This window comes from Psychrobacillus sp. NPDC096426 (assembly GCF_044762745.1).
Classification (GTDB): Bacteria; Bacillota; Bacilli; order Bacillales_A; family Planococcaceae; genus Psychrobacillus.
This window is the reverse complement of record NZ_JBIWEX010000014.1, coordinates 13,725-32,639: the sequence shown is the minus strand read 5'-3', so window position 1 is coordinate 32,639 and position 18,915 is coordinate 13,725. Positions and strand designations below refer to the sequence as shown.

The following is an 18,915-nucleotide window of genomic DNA, read 5'->3' as shown; positions in this document are numbered from 1 at the left end:
GAGCTTTTTTCATGCACTATCAAAAAGCAAGCCCTTTGCAAACAAAGGGCAGATCAACGGCATTAAAATTTCCAAAATAATCCTCAACAAGACAAAACCCACCGCGAACGCGACAACCCCCCCATCGAACGCGACAAACCAGCCCGCGAACGCGACAAACCACCACCCCAACGCGACAAACAAACTCAAAACCAAAAAAGGAAGCCCTTTGCCAAAGCAAAGGGCAGATCAACGGCATTGAAATTTCCAAAATAATCCTCAACAAGACAAAACCCACCGCGAACGCGACAAACCACCCATCGTACGCGACAACCTCACCTGCGAACACGACAAGCCGCCACCCCAACGCGACAAACAAACTCAAAACCAAAAAGGAAGCCCTTTGCCAAAGCAAAGGGCAGATCAACGGCATTGAAATTTCCAAAATAATCCTCAACGAGACAAAATCCACCGCGAACGCGACAAACCGGCCCGCGAACGCGACAAACCCACCCGTGAACACGACAAGCCGCCACCCGCCGCAACCACCCAAACCCCTAAAAACTAGAAGTCATCGTCCAAACCGCAACCGCATTCTCGTCCCCTGCATTAAAAAAACGATGCGGTTGCGAACTATCAAAGTAAATACTATCCCCCTTACAAAGCGTATGACACTCCCCTTCTAACTCTAAACGCAAACAACCAGAAAGAATCATCCCACACTCCTCACCACCATGAAACAAATAAGGCGTCTCCAAATCCTCCCCGGGCTCCACGATCATCTTAAAAAAACTCATCTGCTTTCCAGTGCTTGGTGATAACAACTCATAACTCACGTTCGGTCGCACCCGTTTCACCACATTTGACTCCCCAGCCCTTGTAATAGAAACGGCAGTCGTTACTTCCGTTTCGAAAAACGAAAAAATCTGCACCTTCAAACTATGGCTCAATTTCCAAAGCGTCTCCAACGAAGGAGATACGAGCCCTCTCTCTATTTGGGAAATCATACTCTGACTAACTCCTGCTAGTTTAGCAAGCTCATCCGACGTCAATCCTTGCAATCTACGTAAATACCGTATTCGTTTACCTATCTCTCCTTTTGGAAATTCCATTAAAACACCCCTTTGAATAAACATACATTTGACAGAATAATAAAACATATAATATCGACTGAATAGTATACATATAATCTATTATTGATTCTATTTTGCACCTTTTCGTAAATAGAATCAATAATAAAAATATTATAACTAATTATTTTTTATGTAGACAGGTGAATAATAATAATTTATACTACTAATAATTCACTAGTTTCATAAGGGGAAATGAATTAATTTTAAAAAAACAGGGGGATAAGAGAATGAAAAAATGGTTAGCAGCAGTATTAATGATTACCGTTTTAATCATTGCAGGATGTAGCAATGATTCGGGTGGGGGAGTATCCACAGAAAACTCAACTATTCAAAAAGCACTAAAAAACAAAAAATTAATCATCGGAATGTCAACAGGATACTTCCCATTTGACATGAAAGATCCAAAAGGTACGTTCGTTGGATATGACGCAGATACTGCGGAAGCGCTTGCAAAAGCACTAGGAGTGGAAATTGAATATAAACAATTTACTTTTGATGGATTAATTCCCGCGTTACAAACCGGAGAAGTAGACATGGTTTTCGCTGGTATGACCATTCGTGGGGACCGCGCACTAGCAGTTAGCTTCGCTGATCCATACTTCCAAACCGGTCAAGCGGTTATGCTACCTGGAAAAGATACAACGACAAAAGCATGGCAAGATCTTGATGTGAAAGGGAAGAAAATTGCAGTAGGTATCGGAACGACTGGTGCGTTACTGGCAAAAGACGTATTTAAAAACGCGCAAGTAATGGACTTTGAGAACTTCCCAGATGCAGCAGCAGCTTTAGCAGCAGGAAAAGCAGATGGAATTGTATATGACGAGCCGGCAATCGCTGTTTGGAAATTACAAAATGGAGACAAAGTAAGACAGTTAGAAGGCTTAATTTCTACAGAAAACCTTGGAATTGCACTGAAGAAAAATGATTTCGAAACAATTCAATGGGTAAACTCATTCTTAAATAGCTACCTTGGAAGCCCAGCAGAGCTTGCATCTCGCCAAAAATGGTTCGAAACTTCTGACTGGTTAAGTGAAGTAGTAGAAGAATAGGACACTCTGGCAATCTAGAGGAGGTACAACAATGACATACGACTGGAGTGTAATCCCGCGTAATATGGACGTCTTTATTGACGGCGCCCTAAAAACATTAGAAATTTCTTTACTAGCCATTCTTATTGCTATCCCAATAGGCGTTATTTTTGGGATGGGACGTATTTCGAAAAACAAGATTTTCAGATTGATATCTTCCATCTATGTAGAAATCATTCGCGGTGTTCCATTGCTTGTGTTACTTATTTGGATTTTCTTCGTACTTGGACAATTCTTAAGGCTGGGTCCCTATTGGGGTGCAATCTGGGGTCTTGCCATATTTGCTGGTGCATTTATTGCGGAAATCGTTCGCGCTGGAATTCAAGCTGTACCAAAAGGCCAAATGGAAGCAGCACGATCACTTGGGATGTCTCATGCAAAGGCGATGACACATATTATTTTGCCCCAAGCGTTTAGACGAGTATTGCCACCGCTTGCATCACAATTCATTATGCTTATAAAAGACTCGTCGCTTGTATCCATTATTTCAGCAACCGAGTTAACACTAAACGCAAAAAACCTAGTAGCAACATCATTCCGTTCTATTGAAGTATGGACATTCGTCGCACTAATCTATTTTATCATGACATTCAGCCTATCACTAATCATTCGATACTTCGAAAAACGATTACTGAAAAGCGAAGCATAACGTTAAGGAGGGTGTAACCAATGATTACTATCAAAAATGTCAATAAAAGCTTCGGTGCCCACCACGTCCTAACCGACGTTTCGCTCGAAGTACCAAAATCGAATGTAGTCGCACTAATCGGACCAAGTGGAGCAGGGAAATCCACCCTCATCCGAACAATCAATGCACTAGAACCGATCAACAATGGAGAAATCACCGTCGGCGGAATATCCATCCACGACAAAAAAACAGACATAAACAAAGCTCGATTAAACATCGGCTTCGTATTCCAAAGCTTCAACCTATTCCCGTTTTTAACAGCATTAGAGAACGTAACAATGGCACCAATAAAAGTAAAAGGATTAAGCAAAGAAGCGGCCGAAAAAAGAGGAAAAGAATTACTATCCTCACTTGGACTAGGAGACAAATTCGAAGCCTACCCAAACAGACTCTCAGGTGGCCAACAACAACGCGTAGCCATCGCGCGAGCACTCGCAATGGACCCACAAGTCATGCTATTTGACGAACCAACATCCGCACTCGACCCAGAAATGGTAACTGAAGTGCTCGATGCCATCCGCAAACTAGCAAATGACGGCATGACCATGGTTGTCGTCACACACGAAATGGGCTTCGCCAAAGAAATATGCGACGAAATCGTCTTCATGGCAGAAGGCAAAATCGTAGAACGCGCAGCACCAGACAAATTCTTCACGAATCCGGATACTCAGCGCGCGCAGGATTTTCTATCTAAAGTATTGAACCACTAGACCTGTCTAGTGGTTTTTCTCTTTTCCGAGAAAGGGTTCCACCTGAATGCCTGGGGTTTCCACCCGAAAGCCTAAGTTTCACTCAACCCTCCCTGGGTTCCACTCAAAAGCCCCAAGTTTCACTAAAAAGCCGTAGTGTTTCACTCAGAAACTTAAAAATCCCACTCAATGACGAATAATCTCAAATTCTCTTGTTAAGTCTATCCAAATTTGATAATCTATCTATAAATACATAAAAAAGGAGAAATCATCATACAAATTCATCGGAATTTACCACACAGCTACTTCCATTACATTCGCTTGAAACATCGTCTCCCCACTGACCACAAGCATTACAAAAAAGTCCTTCAGAAAATCAGCGCAATGGAAGCTGGATTTCATGGAGAAACACGTACTGACCGGTCTCTCCGGGAAGTACAATTTCCCACGGAAGTTTACATCATTCCTGACTTTCACATGAAGGTACACCATAATAGATACATCCAAATCGATACACTAATTATTACAAGTAGCTACATTCTTATTATTGAAGTCAAAAATATGATAGGCACTATTAATTTCAAGACATCTCCCAGTCAAATTGTGAGAATCCTAAATGATGAAATCACTCCATTTAAATGCCCGATCGTTCAACTAGAGCGCAACCAAGACGGCTTACAAATATGGAGAGATCAAAATAACTGGAATATCCCGATTTATACGGCACTCGTCTTTGCATCTGATAAAGCAATCATAGAAAATGCTCCGTCCAACAAGAACATTCTTTTTATCAAAAACCTCCCACTCTATATTCAAAAACTAAATAAAATCCCACCTACTTTATCAAAAGAACAATTTCGAAGATTAATTCAAAAACTTTTACAGAAAAATATACGTTTTGTAGAAAAACCGCTATGCGAAAAATTTGAAATCAATCTAAATGAACTAAAAAAAGGAATACTTTGCTCTCATTGCGGTGACCAACTATATAGACTCACAGAAAGGAAATGGATATGCAGCAGATGTGGCAAGCAAGATAACGACCCGATTCCCCAGAATATAGAAGACCTATTCATATTAATAAAACCAGAAATCACCATGAAAGAATGCGAACAACTTCTCCAACCAAAGTCGCGCTTCATGTTAAATTATACTTTTAAAAAGATGCAGCTAATCAAAACGGAAAAAGGCAACAGCACAACATACAAAAAGAGCATCCTTTAAAACACCACTCTTCCCACATGGTGTTTTTAAATTTCTTCCACAAGTCCCACTCATTCGATATGAGTTCCACCCAAGCACCTCTGAGTTACACTCCTGCCCTCCAAGTTTCACCCAAGCTAGCCTGAGTTACACTCCTGCCCTCCAAGTTTCACCCAAGCTAGCCTGAGTTTCACTCCTGCCCTCCGAGTTTCACTCAAGCTAGCCTGAGTTTCACTCACAGTCTCCAAGTTTCACCCAAGCCAGCCCAAGTTCCACACTCCCAAACCCACTCCACCAAAAAAACTCTTTCGGATTTCTGATTATTTGTTATTATTAAATTAAAACAAAAACAAACAAAGGAGAAACCAACTAAATGCTTAAAAACATTCCGAAATGTCTTTCGCCTGATCTCTTAAAAGTGATAATGGAAATGGGGCATGGAGATGAGATTGTCATTGCTGATGGAAATTTCCCAGCGGCATCTCATGCACGAAATCTTATTCGTCTCGATGGACTTCATATCCCAGAATTACTTGAAGCGTTATTAACTCTGATGCCACTTGATGATTATGCTAACCCTTCCATTTTTTATATGATGTATGGACCAGAAGTAAGCACGCCACCTATTTGGACCGAGTACAACGATATTCTCAAGAAAACCGGAAATAGCAATGTTATACCAACAAAAGTAGAGCGTTTCAAGTTCTATGATCAGGCAAAACAGGCCTATGCCATTGTTGCCACAAGCGAACAAGCATTATATGCCAATATTATTCTAAAAAAAGGCGTTATCACATGATGAAAGGAGAAATCTAATATGCTAGTACCAGAAAGACAAAAAAAAATCATCACAATCGTAAACAAAAACAAAACGGCTCGGGTCTCTGAGCTGAGTAAACTCCTCAAAGTAACTGAAGAAACGATCCGTCGTGATTTAGAAAAACTAGAAACAGAAGGAAAACTCACACGCACGCACGGTGGTGCAATAACTACACAGGAGGAAGAGGGAGACATTCCGTATTTTCAACGAGAAGTGATGAATAAAGAGGAAAAAATGGCTGTAGCGAAAGAGGCTGTCAAGATGATCAAAGATGACGATATCATTTGTTTAGATGCTAGTTCAACTGCACTTTATCTTGCAAAACTTTTAACGAATCATCGAATAACTGTCTTAACAAACTCCATTAGAGTGTCTGTGGAACTTGCCAATCAACCAAAAATCCAAGTCATCCTCATTGGTGGTAATTTGTCATCATCATCGTTATCGCTCGTTGGTCCTTTAACGGTCAACACACTGGAGCGCTACCATGTAAATAAAGTATTTTTCTCCTGTAAAGGTTTGCACAAACAATGGGGGATTAGTGATTCCAACGAGCAACAGGCAATCGTTAAACGAAAAATGATTGAAATGGCGGATGAGAAAATACTCTTACTTGATCACACGAAACTTGAGAAAAAGGCTTTCGCTTATATTGAAAAAGAAGATAAGATAAACACTATTGTTATAGATAGCCATGCAAACAAGACGTATTTACAATATTTCGAAGAAAAAAACATAACCATTTTATATGCGCAAATGGGTTGAGACACATTTGCGTGGCATATAATAGCCAAAACACAAAATAATATTCAGAAATAACTAAATATTCTGTTGATTAAAACGGGATATTCATTTATAATCAACAAAAACACGGATAAACAAAAACAAAACCAAAAAGGAGGAATGATGATGGAGCCCCTATTAAAAATGGAAAACATATCAAAATCTTTCCCAGGAGTAAAAGCGCTTTCCAATGTCCAACTTGATCTCCACTACGGAGAAGTCTTAGCGCTTGTAGGGGAAAATGGAGCAGGAAAGTCCACGCTCATGAAAATACTCACGGGCATCTATCAAAAAGACGAGGGAACCATCACGCTACAAGGTAACGAAATCAACGTCACGTCACCAAAGCAAGCACAAGAACTCGGAATTTCAATTATCCACCAAGAGCTCAATTTGATGAAAGATCTCACCATCGCTGAAAATATTTTCATAGGTCGAGAGCCAAAAGGTGCTCTTAATCTTTTAGTAAACGACAAACAGCTCAACAAACAAGCAAAAGAACTGTTTGAAAAACTCAACTTAGACTTAGACCCCAAGACTAAAGTGCAAGATTTAACCGTAGCCAAGCAGCAAATGGTCGAAATAGCAAAAGCACTTTCTTTCAACTCTAAAATCTTCATCATGGACGAACCAACTACAGCTCTAACCGATATCGAAATCGAAACCCTCTTTAAAATTATTAATAGCTTACGAGCAAAAGGCGTGGGAATTATCTACATCTCACACAGAATGGATGAACTAAAGCGAGTTTCTGACCGAATAACTGTCATGCGAGATGGAACGTACGTTGACACCCTAACGACTGCCGAAACCGCAATGAGTAAAATCATCCAACTCATGGTAGGTCGACATATGTACATAGAATCGAAGCCTAGCATCGCAGAAGGGGAAAAAGAAACGGTGCTCCAAGTGAATAACGTCTCCACCAAGACCCTATTAAAAGATGTTTCATTCGAATTAAAAAAAGGAGAAATACTCGGATTTGCCGGACTAATGGGTGCAGGTCGTACTGAAGTCGCCCGCGTTCTATTTGGGGCTGACCCGGCAACAAAAGGAACCATCACATTACATGGCAATGAAGTAAAAATAAAATCTCCGGCAGATGCAGTCAAACAAGGGATCGGCTATTTATCGGAGGACCGCAAACAATTTGGATTACTTGTAAATATGGATGTGAAGTCCAATATTGCGCTTGCAACAATTAAAGAATATCAATCTAATTCGTTATTTGTAAGCGATTCCAAAATTAAAGAAACAGCTATAAAATACGTCGAACAACTAAAGATTAAAACGCCATCTGTTGATCAAGAAATTAGACTCCTTTCAGGAGGTAATCAACAAAAAGTTGTTATTGCGAAGTGGCTCCGAAGAGATTGCGACATACTCATATTCGATGAACCGACAAGAGGAATCGATGTCGGTGCAAAAGGAGAAATTTATAAACTGCTCGATGAACTGGCGGCGAGTGGAAAATCTATCATTATGATTTCATCCGAATTACCGGAAATACTACGAATGAGTCATCGAATCATCGTCATGTCAGAAGGAAAAATTACAGGGGTGCTTTCATCAGAAGAAGCGACCCAAGAAAAAATAATGGAGTTCGCAACGCAGCTCCACTAACAATAGGGGTGAAGTAAATGAATGTCGAGACACTAACGGAAAAAGAGCCAACAAAGAAAAAAATAATACCACCCGGAGCAATACAACAAACACTCGCCTTCGGAAGTTTAATCGTACTAGTCGTTTTCTTCTCTTTTGCATCTGGAAGTTTCCTGCAATGGAGCAACATAATCGGAATATTATTATCAACTGCTGTAATTGGAATACTAGCACTCGGTGCCACATTCGTAATCATTACAGGAGGAATTGACCTATCGGTAGGCACCGTGATGACGCTATCTTCCGTACTAACGGGCGTCATTATCGTAAATGCGGGATTGCCACTTTTCGCAGGAGTTTTTGCAGGGATTGCAACTGGTGCATTTTGTGGATTTCTTTGTGGTATTGCGATCACGAAACTGAAAATCCCTCCATTTATTGCGACGCTTGCAATGATGATGATTGCTAAGGGCTTAGCACTAGTTATTTCGGGAGCAGCCCCAATTTATTTTACAGATTTTAAATCATTCACGAAAATCGCGCTTGGCACGTTTATTCCTGGAATTCCTAATGCGGTTCTTATATTTTTTATTGCAGCGATTATAGGTGCTGTTATTCTTTCCAAAACTATTTTAGGTCGCTACAATTTTGCAATCGGAAGCAATGAGGAAGCGACTAAGCTCTCTGGAGTAAATGTTGACTTTTGGAAAGTAACGATTTATTCATTAGCTGGTGCTTTCACAGGAATTGCCGGTGTCGTCATGGCGTCACGCCTAAACTCAGCGCAACCTGCACTCGGGCAAGGATACGAGTTGGAAGCGATTGCTGCAGTAGTCATTGGTGGAACATCCCTTAGTGGTGGTAAAGGAACGATCGTCGGCACGGTGATTGGGGCACTGATCATGAGCGTTCTCACAAATGGTCTACGTATCATGTCCATCCCGCAAGAATGGCAAACGGTCGTTGTCGGCTTAGTTATCATTCTAGCGGTATATATGGATATTCTCAGAAGACGTAAGGAATAAACATAGTATTTAGTCCAAGTGACTGAAATATAAAAAAGGGAATGGGGAGTAAAAAATGAAGAAAAGATCTTGGTTTTTAGGAAGTATGTTAGCTGTATCCATGATTTTAGGTGCATGTAACTCAGACGACACAGAATCCGGCACCTCATCCACAGGCTCTAGTGGCGATAAGCCCTATGTAGCAATCGTGTCGAAAGGTTTCCAACATCAATTCTGGCAAGCAGTTAAACAAGGTGCGGAACAAGCTGCGGACGAATTTGATGTGAAAATTACATTTGAAGGACCAGAAAGTGAATCACAAGTAGACAAACAAATCGAAATGCTTAGAGCAGCACTCGACAAAAAGCCGGATGCTCTAGGATTTGCGGCACTTGACTCACAAGCGGCAACTCCATTACTCGAAGAAGCAAAAGATAAAAAAATTCCAGTTGTCGCATTTGACTCAGGAGTAGATAGTGATATCCCACTAGCAACTGCATCGACTGATAACAAGGCGGCTGCGGCGCTTGCAGCAGACAAAATGGCTGAATTCATAGGGAAAGAAGGAAAAATTGCGTTAATCGTGCATGACCAAACATCGGTAACCGGGGTACAACGCCGTGATGGCTTCAAAGAGCAAATCGAATCCAAATATCCAAACATCGAAATCGTCGACATCCAATACGGCGGTGGAGATCACTTAAAATCGACCGACCTTGCAAAAGCAATCATCTCTGCACATAGCGACCTAAAAGGAATCTTCGGTTCCAACGAAGGATCCGCAATCGGTGTAGTAAACGCAGTACAAGAACTTAACAAATCAGGAGACCTAGTAGTTGTCGGCTTCGACTCCGGTAAACAACAAATCGACGCTATCAAAAGCGGCTTAATGGCTGGAGCAGTTACACAAAACCCAGTCGGCATTGGTTACGAAACAGTAAAAGCAGCGGTAGACGCAATGAATGGCAAAACAGTAGAAAAAACAATTGACACTGGCTTCTACTGGTACGACAAAGAAAACATCGACAGCGACGAAATCAAAGCCGCAATCTACGAATAATAAAACACCTAATATTACAGGTCCTTATGTTACAGATGTGTTACTGGTGCCTGGCACCAGTAACACTCCTGTAACAATTCACCACCATAACAAAGAGGAGGCAAGTCTAGATGAAAAAGATTCGCTGGGGCATCATCGGCGCGGCGAACATCGCGAAACAACAAGTCATTCCGGCAATACAACAAACAACTAACGCCGAAATCATCGCAATAGCAAGCCGAAGTGGAAAAGCCGAAGCACTCGCAACGCAATTCAACATTCCAAACACATACGACACATACGAAAAACTACTCGACTCACCAGATATAGATGCAGTGTACATAGCACTTCCGAACACGCATCACAAAAAATGGACACTTGCCGCAATCCAAGCGAACAAACATGTGCTGTGCGAAAAACCAATCGTGCTTCATGCAACCGACCTAATCGAATTGCAACAAGCATGCAAACAACACAACGTCTATTTAATGGAAGCATTCATGTACCGCTTCCATCCCCAAATGGCGAAAGCAAAAGAACTATTAGCACAACGAGTAATTGGTGATATCCTAACTATCCGCTCAAGATTCCATTTCACAATAGAGGACTGGCAAAACGATATCCGCCTCAACCCGAATCTTGGAGGGGGCGTCCTAAATGACATCGGCTGCTATCCACTAAATGCGATTCACTATTTAATAGAAGAAAGTACGAAAACGGTCCAAGCTTCTCAAGGCAGATCAAATCACCAAGTCGACACACATATCGCGGTTCAACTAAGCTATCCATCGGGAATCATAGCGCAAATCGACGCAAGCTTCCACGGCCCGATGACACAAACAATAGATATCATCGGAACAAAAGGAACGATGCAACTACCTTATGCATTTCGAACGGACCTAAACAATCACAAAGGCGTCATTCAATACAAATCAAACAACGAAACTAAAACCATAACCGTAACAGCAAATGCATACATCGAACAAATAAAAGCATTCCAACAAGCAATCGAAAACAATGAACCACCAACCTACACAGAAACACAAATGCTCCAACAAACGACCGAACTTGAAAAAATCAACCAAGCAATAAAAACAGCGATTCCAACATAACCAGTTACCTTAACCTAAATTCCAATCAGCATTACCAGAAAGGAAGTGACCAAATGTGTCCAAAGTCATCGAAGAACTGACAAAATACGCCCATAAATTAGTAGACCAAGGCCTAGTAGTAGGAGCAGGCGGCAACTTAAGCATGCGTGACCAAGACAATATGTACATCTCCCCAAGTGGATTCGATCTTAAAGAAATCGAGCCACACCAATGGGTCAAAGTGAACATTACAACAGGGAAAGTAGAAGGGACACTCCGCCCATCATCTGAAGTACTGATGCATTTAGAATGCTTCCGCAAAAATGATGCAATTCAAGCTGTGCTCCATGCGCACCCGACATACTCAGTAGGCGTGTCATCCGCTGGCAAAGACATTCCGCCGGTCTTTCCGGACTTTCCAGCAATGGTGAAAAGCGTCGGCTACATCGACTACATTATTCCGACCACCCATTTACTTGCAGAAAAAGTGGCGGAGCTCGTGATAAATGACGTGATCATCATGCGAAATCACGGCGTGCTCACTTTAGGCAAAACGATGAAAGAAGCTTTTTTCTTCATGCAGCTGACGGAGGAATCTGCGAAAGTGTACACGATCAGCTCCATTTTCGGCGGCCCACGAATTTTAACCAACGAAGAATGCGATGATCTTCGTAACCTTTCTGCGGAAAGATATCGTTCGAAATTGCTGAAAGAATAGGAGGCAAACGCTATGAAAACAGTTCTTGCCTATGATTTAGGTGCGTCCAGTGGTCGGCTCGTTGCCCAAAAATTTAATGGAAATACACTCAACACAAAGGAAATTCATCGCTTCGTCAACAAGCCAATCGCTCAAAATAATCACTATTATTGGGATTACGATCACTTAATACACGAACTAAATGATGGCTTAAACAAAGTGGATTTTCCAACTGAATCACTCGGCATCGACACTTGGGGAGTCGATTTTGGTCTACTCAATAAAAACGGCGACCTTGTAACGAAGCCGTTTTCATACCGAGACACGCACTCCGTCCCGTACGTAAAACAAGCGACAAACCAAATACCAGCGCTAAAACTATTCCAACAAACAGGCAACGAAATCTCGCCAATCAACACATTATTTCAACTGATGGCTATACAAGACCAGTACCCGCACTATTTATCAGAAACACACAACATACTCATGACACCAAACTTGCTTATGCACGCACTATCCGGCAGCACAATAAACGAATTCGCCATCGCGTCTACATCCCAACTAGTAAACGCAAACAAAACATGGGACCAAGACATTCAACACACTTTTTTCAATCAAACACTACCATTTGCACCGATCGAAATGCCGCACCAAATCGTCGGCAACTTAACGAATCACTCAAACATTAAAATGGCATTAGTACCGGGCCACGACACGGCTTGCGCACTATCCGCACTGCCGATTCAAACACCTAACGCCGTTTTCATTAGCATTGGTACATGGGGACTCATTGGAAAAGAAGTAAACACACCAAACACCACAATCGAAGCTTTCCAAAAAGGCTTCACAAACGAAGGAACGAGTGAAGGGCATTACCGATTCCAAAAAAACGCAATGGGATTTTGGATCCTACAAAAATGGAGAGAAGAGTGGAAGCAACAAGGACTTTACTTCACATATGAACAAGAAATACAAGCACTACAAGCAGCTCGACCGTTTCAAATGTTCATCGACCCGGACGACGAGCTCTTTTTCAACCCAACATCGATGACAAAGGCAATAAAAAAATACTGCTTTAAAACAAATCAGCAAGTCCCGCTAACACCAGGGGCACATATACGCTGCTTATTAGAAAGTCTAGCATTAAAGTATGCATATACGATCAACCAAATAGAACAAATCACCAAAACGAAAACAACTGCCATCCACATCGGTGGTGGAGGAACGCAAAATAAAAACCTATGCCAATTTATCGCAAACGCAACGAAAAAAATCGTTCACACCGGTCCAACAGAAGCAAGTTCTATCGGAAACGGCCTATCCCAACTCCGGGCTCTAGGAGAGGTACGCACGATCGAAGAAGGGCGTCAACTCGTCGCAAACTCCTTCGAAATGACTCGGTATGAACCACAAAACGAGTCAGAATGGCAAGAAGCAACCGAAAAGTTTCAACAACTATTACATACTTAACGGAGGGATACAAATATGACAAAAGAACGTTATATCGGAACACTACCGAAAATAGGCATACGCCCAGCTATTGACGGACGACGAAAAGGAGTTCGCGAATCGCTAGAAGAAACAACGATGAACATGGCAAAAAACGTCGCAACATTCCTATCTGAAAATCTTCAATATTATAATGGTGAACCAGTAGAATGCGTCGTCGCGGACACTTGTATCGGCGGCGTTGCAGAAGCGGCACATGCGGCAGAGAAATTCAAAAAAGAAGGAGTCGGGGTGTCAATCACCGTAACCCCATGCTGGTGCTATGGAAGCGAAACAATGGATATGGATCCGCATCTGCCAAAAGCGGTTTGGGGCTTCAACGGAACCGAGCGGCCTGGAGCCGTATACCTAGCTGCAGTGCTAGCGGGTTATAACCAAAAGGGACTTCCTGCTTTCGGCATTTACGGTCATGACGTACAAGACGCAGCAGATCCAACAATCCCACAAGACGTACAAGAAAAACTCCTTCGCTTTGCTAAAGCTGGGCTTGCCGCAGCAATGCTCAAAGGAAAATCCTATCTTGCAATGGGCTCTGTCTCGATGGGAATTGCCGGAAGCATTGTAAAAGACGACTTTTTCCAAGAATACTTAGGCATGCGCAATGAGTACATCGATATGAGTGAATTTGTTCGTAGGATGGATCTTGAAATTTATGATACAGAAGAATATGAAAAAGCACTCGCGTGGACAAACGAAAACTTAACGCGTGGGGAAGATATAAACAAAGAACAATTTAAGCGAACAGACGAAGAAAAACAAAGCGACTGGGAACGTTCTATTAAAATGACGCTTATCGCACGCGATTTAATGGTTGGCAATGAAAAACTTGCACAAATGGGCTTCGAAGAAGAAGCGAATGGTCGAAACGCACTCATCGCAGGTTTCCAAGGGCAGCGTCAATGGACGGACTACTTTCCAAATGGAGACTTTATGGAAACGATTTTAAATTCATCATTCGATTGGAATGGCAAGCGTGCTCCGTATTTATTGGCGACTGAAAACGACAGCTTAAACGGTGTCACAATGGCAATGGGGCACTTGCTCACAAATACCGCGCAAGTTTTTGCGGACGTCCGAACGTTCTGGAGTCCAGAGGCGGTTATACGGGTAACAGGAAAAGAACTCACAGGAAAAGCGGCAAATGGCTTCATCCATCTCATCAACTCCGGATCGGCTGCCCTTGATGGAACCGGTCGTCAAACGAAAGATGGTAAACCAGTCATGAAGCCTTACTGGGAAATTACGGACGAAGAAGTTGAGGAAACACTAAAAAACGTACAATTCCGTCCAGCGTCAACTGAATACTTTAGAGGCGGTGGATACTCTAGCGATTTCACGACAAAAGGCGATATGCCAGTTACAATCGCTCGTCTTAACTACGTAAAAGGACTCGGTCCAGTGCTTCAAATTGCAGAAGGGCATACAATCGAACTCGATGACGAAATGCATGACACACTCGATCTTCGAACAGATCCAACTTGGCCAACAACTTGGTTTGTACCCAACTTAACTGGCGAAGGTCCATTCACGGACGTCTACTCTGTCATGAATAACTGGGGAGCTAATCATTGTGTGGTCAGCTACGGGCATATCGGTGCAGATTTGATATCACTCGCATCTATCTTGCGCATTCCAGTTAATATGCATAACGTCGAAGGATCTCGCATCTTCAGACCGAGTGCATGGAGCATGTTCGGCACGGAGCAAAGCGAAGCGGCCGACTTCCGTGCTTGTCAAAACTTTGGTCCTTTGTACAAATGAATGAGGTGAAAGCCATGACATACACAATTGGCATTGATTACGGAACCGAATCCGGCCGTGTAATTTTAGTGAACACCGAAAATGGCGATATCGTCGCTACTAGTGTGACGCCCTACCCCCATGGCGTCATCACTGGGCATCTTAATAACAATCCGTTAGGGAAAGAAACTGCACTTCAAGTGCCCCAGGATTATTTGGACGTACTTACAAAATCCATCCCTGACGTAATAAAAAATATAAATCCAGCAGACGTCATAGGTATTGGCCTAGACTTCACATCATGCACCATCTTACCGGTAAATGAAGAGCTAAAACCACTATGCACAATAAAAGCATACGAAGCGAACCCGCACGCATACGTCAAACTATGGAAACACCATGAAGCAGAAACCGAAGCAAAACAACTAAACAACATCATGCAAAACGAAAAATGGCTCGCACGATACGGAGGACGCCTCTCTTCTGAGTGGATGTTGCCAAAAATAATGGAAATAGCAAACGACGATCCAGCTCTATTTGATGAAATCGATCTATTCTTAGAAGCAGGAGACTGGGTCGTGTCCACCTTAACTGGAACCATAACTAGAAACAGCTGTTCTGCCGGCTACAAAGGAACATGGCATAAAGAAACGGGCTATTTACCAAATGAAACACTCCAAAAGATTCATCCAAAACTAGAAAATATATATGAAACAAAACTCGCTGGTACAGTCAAATCCACCGGTACATTAGCAGGTAAACTGACAAAAGAAATGAGCGAACAATTAGGATTGAACGAAGGAACACCAGTAGCAGTAGGCATTATCGACGCACACGCGGCACTCCCTGGAGCAGGAGTAAGTGAACCAGGAACACTCGTTATGGTCATGGGCACATCCACTTGCCACCTATTACTTAGTGACAAAGAAGTACTCGTTCCAGGCATTAGCGGTGTCGTAGAAGACGGAATCTTACCAGGATATTACGCATATGAAGCAGGGCAAGCGGCAGTCGGCGATCTATTTGTACATTTCGTGAAAAACTATAACACCGATTTCGAAACGCTTACGAATAAAGCAAAAACACTAAAACCGGGTGAAAGTGGTCTAGTAGCACTTGATTGGCATAACGGCTGTAGATCGCCCTATGTAGATTCAATGCTTTCTGGCGTGGTAATCGGAGAAAAACTTTCCACACAAACGTATGAAATTTACCGAGCTTTACTAGAAGCCACTGCTTTCGGCACTCGAGTAATCATCGAACTATTCGAAAGCAACGACATCCCAATCGACCAAGTCGTCGCAACCGGTGGTATACCAAAGAAAAATACATTACTTATGCAAATTTACGCAGACATCCTACAAAAAGAAATTATCGTTGTAGAAAACGACCAAGCACCGGCACTCGGAGCGGCCATCCTAGGTGCAGTCGTAGCAAATGCATACACATCATTCCCAGAAGCAATCGAAAAAATGGCATCCAAACAATCTATTACGTATAAACCAAACAAAGCCAATGAACAGACATACAACCAACTATTCACCATCTATCAAAACTTAAGCAAATACTTTGTCCATGACTCTACCATCATGCATGACTTACACAACCTGAAAGGGGAGAACTTACAATGATTGAAAACCTTTGGGCATCATCCAATAAATCAGTTGAACCCGACACAATAGAAGAACTAACATTCCGTTCCAATCTAATCGGCGCAGATCGTCGCGTATGCAACTGGGGAGGAGGAAACACTTCCTTTAAAACAACCGCCCTCGACTTCAAAGGGGAAGAAGTCGACATCATGTGGGTAAAAGGAAGCGGATCCGACCTTGCAACGATGAAAGAAGCAAATTTCACTGCGCTTCAACTAGAACATATTCTCCCACTTCAAGAACGTGAAGACATGCCCGACGAAGACATGGTCGAATACTTAGCACACTGCATGCTCAACAAATCGCATCCACGTGCATCTATTGAGACACTTTTACATGCTTTCCTTCCATTCAAGCACGTCGACCACACGCACCCAGATAGCATCATTAGTATCTGTTGTGCGCCAAATGGAAAGGAAATCGCAACTGAGATTTTCGGGAACCGATTCGTATGGGTGCCATACATACGCCCCGGATTTTTATTATCCAAAATGATTACAGACGGAGTAAAAAACAATCCAAATGCAGAGCTCGTCCTGATGGAAAAGCATGGTCTAGTCGTTTGGGGAGAAACAGCTCGGGAAAGCTACGACAAAACGATACAAGTAATCAACGAAGCAAAAGCATATATTGATAACGAATTAACGAAAAAACCAGCTTTCGGTGGCCAATCGAATGAAGGAATTTCACCAGCAAAACGCGAACGACTAGTTACTGAAATCCTTCCCTACATCCGGGGACTAGTATCAAAAGAGGAAGGCCAAATCATCACCTACGATGACACAGAAGACGTACTCGAATTCGTCAATAGCGAGCGTGCTATAGAACTCGCTCAAGTTGGAGCAGCTTGCCCTGATCATCTAGTTCACACGAAACGTGTCCCTCTTTTCATTAACTGGGACGGCAATCTGGAAACGATCAAAACAAGTATCGAAAACTACCAAGCAGCATACAAAAAGTATTTTAAAGAACATGCTTCACCCGAAGACAAAATGTTCAACACATCTCCACGTGTCATTTTAATTCCAGGCATCGGCATGATCAACACGGGCAAAGACAAAGCATCAGCCCTTATTAGTGGAGACCTATACCACCGAGCAATCGCCGTCATGAAAGGCTCAGATGCACTTGGAGGTTTCACATCACTTTCTGAGGCGGAGTCATTCGCCATTGAATACTGGCCATTAGAGCTTTACAAACTATCACTCGCTCCAAAAGAAGCCGAGTTTTCTAGAAAAGTAGCATTCATCACAGGTGGAGCAGGAGGAATCGGAAGCGAAACATGCCGCCTACTAGCATCTCAAGGAGCCCATGTCGTCCTCGCTGACCTTAATCTAGAAGGCGCAGAAAAAGTAGCTAGTGAAATAAACGCAACTTACGGAAAAGGTAGAGCAATCGCAGTACAAATGGACGTGACAAGCGAAGAACAAATTATTGGCGCATTCCAACAAGTAACCCGCACATACGGCGGAGTAGACATACTAGTAAACAATGCAGGTCTAGCAACATCCAGCCCATTCGAGGAAACAACGCTAAAAGAATGGAATCTCAATATGAACGTACTCGGAACAGGATACTTTCTCGTCTCGAGAGAAGCATTCAAGCTCATGAAAATCCAAGGCACAGGCGGAAGTATGATATTCATCGGCTCCAAAAACTCCATCTATGCCGGCAAAAATGCATCCGCATACAGCGCTGTAAAAGCACTTGAAGTCCAACTAGCTCGCTGCATCGCAACAGAAGGGGGAGATTTCGGCATTCGCGCCAACTCAGTACTACCAGACGCAGTCCTACAAGGCTCCGCCATCTGGGGATCTAAATGGCGCGAAGAACGGGCAACTGCATACGGAATTGAACCGGATGAACTAGAAGAACATTACAGACAACGTACCGTTCTGAAAGAAAATATCTATCCAAGGGATATAGCCGAAGCAATCGCCTTCTTCGCATCATCCAAAGCAACCAAAACAACCGGCTGCATGTTAACTGTAGACGGCGGAGTAGCCGCAGCCTTCACAAGATAAAAAGAAACAAAGGAAGCTTTTCTCCCGCGAAAAGCAATTCAAGCCAAAAAACAGGGAAATACTACCTAAACGAGACAAACAAGCGCATGAACGCGACTAACGGCAATTCGAACGCGACAAAACAACGGCCGAACGCGACAAAACCACCCGCGAACACGACAAAACCAACAAACC

General features: G+C 42.6%; 17 protein-coding genes. 15 read left to right on the top strand and 2 right to left on the bottom strand.

Going from position 1 to position 18,915, the window contains the following annotated elements; genetic code table 11:
* Positions 1 to 19: 19 nt before the first annotated feature.
* Entirely contained in the window at positions 20 to 502 is a 483-nt protein-coding gene (locus tag ACIQYS_RS12865; RefSeq protein ID WP_402980349.1) for a hypothetical protein, read from the bottom strand.
* 34 nt (positions 503 to 536) lie between these two features.
* A complete protein-coding gene (locus ACIQYS_RS12860; RefSeq protein WP_402980346.1) occupies positions 537 to 1,091 on the bottom strand; it encodes a helix-turn-helix domain-containing protein in 555 nt (184 codons plus the stop codon).
* 248 nt (positions 1,092 to 1,339) lie between these two features.
* Here ACIQYS_RS12860 and ACIQYS_RS12855 point away from each other — a divergent pair, with 248 nt between their 5' ends.
* The 15 genes from ACIQYS_RS12855 (at position 1,340) to ACIQYS_RS12785 (ending at position 18,741) form a co-directional block, all read left to right on the top strand.
* Entirely contained in the window at positions 1,340 to 2,161 is an 822-nt protein-coding gene (locus ACIQYS_RS12855) for a transporter substrate-binding domain-containing protein (protein WP_402980342.1), read from the top strand.
* A gap of 31 nt (positions 2,162 to 2,192) precedes the next feature.
* Positions 2,193 to 2,849 (top strand): amino acid ABC transporter permease, encoded by a 657-nt coding sequence (locus ACIQYS_RS12850; RefSeq protein WP_402980339.1) that lies wholly within the window; start codon positions 2,193 to 2,195, stop codon positions 2,847 to 2,849.
* Positions 2,850 to 2,869: 20 nt separating this feature from the next.
* Complete coding sequence (locus ACIQYS_RS12845; protein WP_402980315.1) at positions 2,870 to 3,598, top strand: amino acid ABC transporter ATP-binding protein; 729 nt, start codon at positions 2,870 to 2,872, stop codon at positions 3,596 to 3,598.
* A 363-nt stretch (positions 3,599 to 3,961) separates the two neighbouring features.
* Positions 3,962 to 4,801 (top strand): NERD domain-containing protein, encoded by an 840-nt coding sequence (locus ACIQYS_RS12840; protein WP_402980311.1) that lies wholly within the window; start codon positions 3,962 to 3,964, stop codon positions 4,799 to 4,801.
* Between the two features lie 352 nt (positions 4,802 to 5,153).
* A complete protein-coding gene (locus tag ACIQYS_RS12835) occupies positions 5,154 to 5,579 on the top strand; it encodes an RbsD/FucU family protein (protein WP_402980308.1) in 426 nt (141 codons plus the stop codon).
* A gap of 18 nt (positions 5,580 to 5,597) precedes the next feature.
* Positions 5,598 to 6,365: a DeoR/GlpR family DNA-binding transcription regulator gene (locus ACIQYS_RS12830; RefSeq protein ID WP_402980305.1), complete on the top strand. Its 768-nt coding sequence runs from the start codon at positions 5,598 to 5,600 to the stop codon at positions 6,363 to 6,365.
* Between the two features lie 141 nt (positions 6,366 to 6,506).
* Positions 6,507 to 8,006 carry a sugar ABC transporter ATP-binding protein gene (locus tag ACIQYS_RS12825; protein ID WP_402980614.1) on the top strand — a complete coding sequence of 500 codons (1,500 nt, stop codon included), beginning with the start codon at positions 6,507 to 6,509 and terminating at the stop codon, positions 8,004 to 8,006.
* 17 nt (positions 8,007 to 8,023) lie between these two features.
* A complete protein-coding gene (locus ACIQYS_RS12820; RefSeq protein ID WP_402980273.1) occupies positions 8,024 to 9,010 on the top strand; it encodes an ABC transporter permease in 987 nt (328 codons plus the stop codon).
* Between the two features lie 55 nt (positions 9,011 to 9,065).
* On the top strand, positions 9,066 to 10,049 hold the full coding sequence (locus tag ACIQYS_RS12815) for an ABC transporter substrate-binding protein (protein ID WP_402980270.1): 984 nt from the start codon (positions 9,066 to 9,068) through the stop codon (positions 10,047 to 10,049).
* Between the two features lie 110 nt (positions 10,050 to 10,159).
* Entirely contained in the window at positions 10,160 to 11,140 is a 981-nt protein-coding gene (locus ACIQYS_RS12810) for a Gfo/Idh/MocA family protein (RefSeq protein WP_402980267.1), read from the top strand.
* 55 nt (positions 11,141 to 11,195) lie between these two features.
* On the top strand, positions 11,196 to 11,837 hold the full coding sequence (locus ACIQYS_RS12805; RefSeq protein WP_402980264.1) for a class II aldolase/adducin family protein: 642 nt from the start codon (positions 11,196 to 11,198) through the stop codon (positions 11,835 to 11,837).
* Positions 11,838 to 11,849: 12 nt separating this feature from the next.
* Positions 11,850 to 13,286, top strand: a complete 1,437-nt coding sequence (locus ACIQYS_RS12800) for a rhamnulokinase (protein WP_402980261.1) — start codon at positions 11,850 to 11,852, stop codon at positions 13,284 to 13,286.
* Between the two features lie 15 nt (positions 13,287 to 13,301).
* A complete protein-coding gene (locus ACIQYS_RS12795; RefSeq protein WP_402980258.1) occupies positions 13,302 to 15,086 on the top strand; it encodes an L-fucose isomerase in 1,785 nt (594 codons plus the stop codon).
* 14 nt (positions 15,087 to 15,100) lie between these two features.
* Entirely contained in the window at positions 15,101 to 16,696 is a 1,596-nt protein-coding gene (locus tag ACIQYS_RS12790; protein WP_402980255.1) for a ribulokinase, read from the top strand.
* The gene (locus tag ACIQYS_RS12785; protein ID WP_402980252.1) at positions 16,693 to 18,741 is read left to right on the top strand and encodes a bifunctional aldolase/short-chain dehydrogenase; all 2,049 of its coding nucleotides are present in this window, start codon (positions 16,693 to 16,695) and stop codon (positions 18,739 to 18,741) included. Before ACIQYS_RS12790 ends, ACIQYS_RS12785 begins: the two co-directional genes overlap by 4 nt.
* Positions 18,742 to 18,915 lie beyond the last annotated feature (174 nt).

Bases quoted from the DNA above. Each gene is read 5' to 3' on its own strand.
- ACIQYS_RS12835 (WP_402980308.1), top strand. From the start codon at position 5,154: ATGCTTAAAAACATTCCGAAATGTCTTTCGCCTGATCTCTTAAAAGTG.
- ACIQYS_RS12820 (WP_402980273.1), top strand. From the start codon at position 8,024: ATGAATGTCGAGACACTAACGGAAAAAGAGCCAACAAAGAAAAAAATA.
- ACIQYS_RS12810 (WP_402980267.1), top strand. From the start codon at position 10,160: ATGAAAAAGATTCGCTGGGGCATCATCGGCGCGGCGAACATCGCGAAA.
- ACIQYS_RS12800 (WP_402980261.1), top strand. From the start codon at position 11,850: ATGAAAACAGTTCTTGCCTATGATTTAGGTGCGTCCAGTGGTCGGCTC.
- ACIQYS_RS12795 (WP_402980258.1), top strand. From the start codon at position 13,302: ATGACAAAAGAACGTTATATCGGAACACTACCGAAAATAGGCATACGC.
- ACIQYS_RS12790 (WP_402980255.1), top strand. From the start codon at position 15,101: ATGACATACACAATTGGCATTGATTACGGAACCGAATCCGGCCGTGTA.
- ACIQYS_RS12785 (WP_402980252.1), top strand. From the start codon at position 16,693: ATGATTGAAAACCTTTGGGCATCATCCAATAAATCAGTTGAACCCGAC.
- ACIQYS_RS12815 (WP_402980270.1), top strand. From the start codon at position 9,066: ATGAAGAAAAGATCTTGGTTTTTAGGAAGTATGTTAGCTGTATCCATG.
- ACIQYS_RS12845 (WP_402980315.1), top strand. From the start codon at position 2,870: ATGATTACTATCAAAAATGTCAATAAAAGCTTCGGTGCCCACCACGTC.
- ACIQYS_RS12850 (WP_402980339.1), top strand. From the start codon at position 2,193: ATGACATACGACTGGAGTGTAATCCCGCGTAATATGGACGTCTTTATT.
- ACIQYS_RS12830 (WP_402980305.1), top strand. From the start codon at position 5,598: ATGCTAGTACCAGAAAGACAAAAAAAAATCATCACAATCGTAAACAAA.
- ACIQYS_RS12825 (WP_402980614.1), top strand. From the start codon at position 6,507: ATGATGGAGCCCCTATTAAAAATGGAAAACATATCAAAATCTTTCCCA.
- ACIQYS_RS12855 (WP_402980342.1), top strand. From the start codon at position 1,340: ATGAAAAAATGGTTAGCAGCAGTATTAATGATTACCGTTTTAATCATT.
- ACIQYS_RS12840 (WP_402980311.1), top strand. From the start codon at position 3,962: ATGGAAGCTGGATTTCATGGAGAAACACGTACTGACCGGTCTCTCCGG.
- ACIQYS_RS12860 (WP_402980346.1), bottom strand. From the start codon at position 1,091: ATGGAATTTCCAAAAGGAGAGATAGGTAAACGAATACGGTATTTACGT.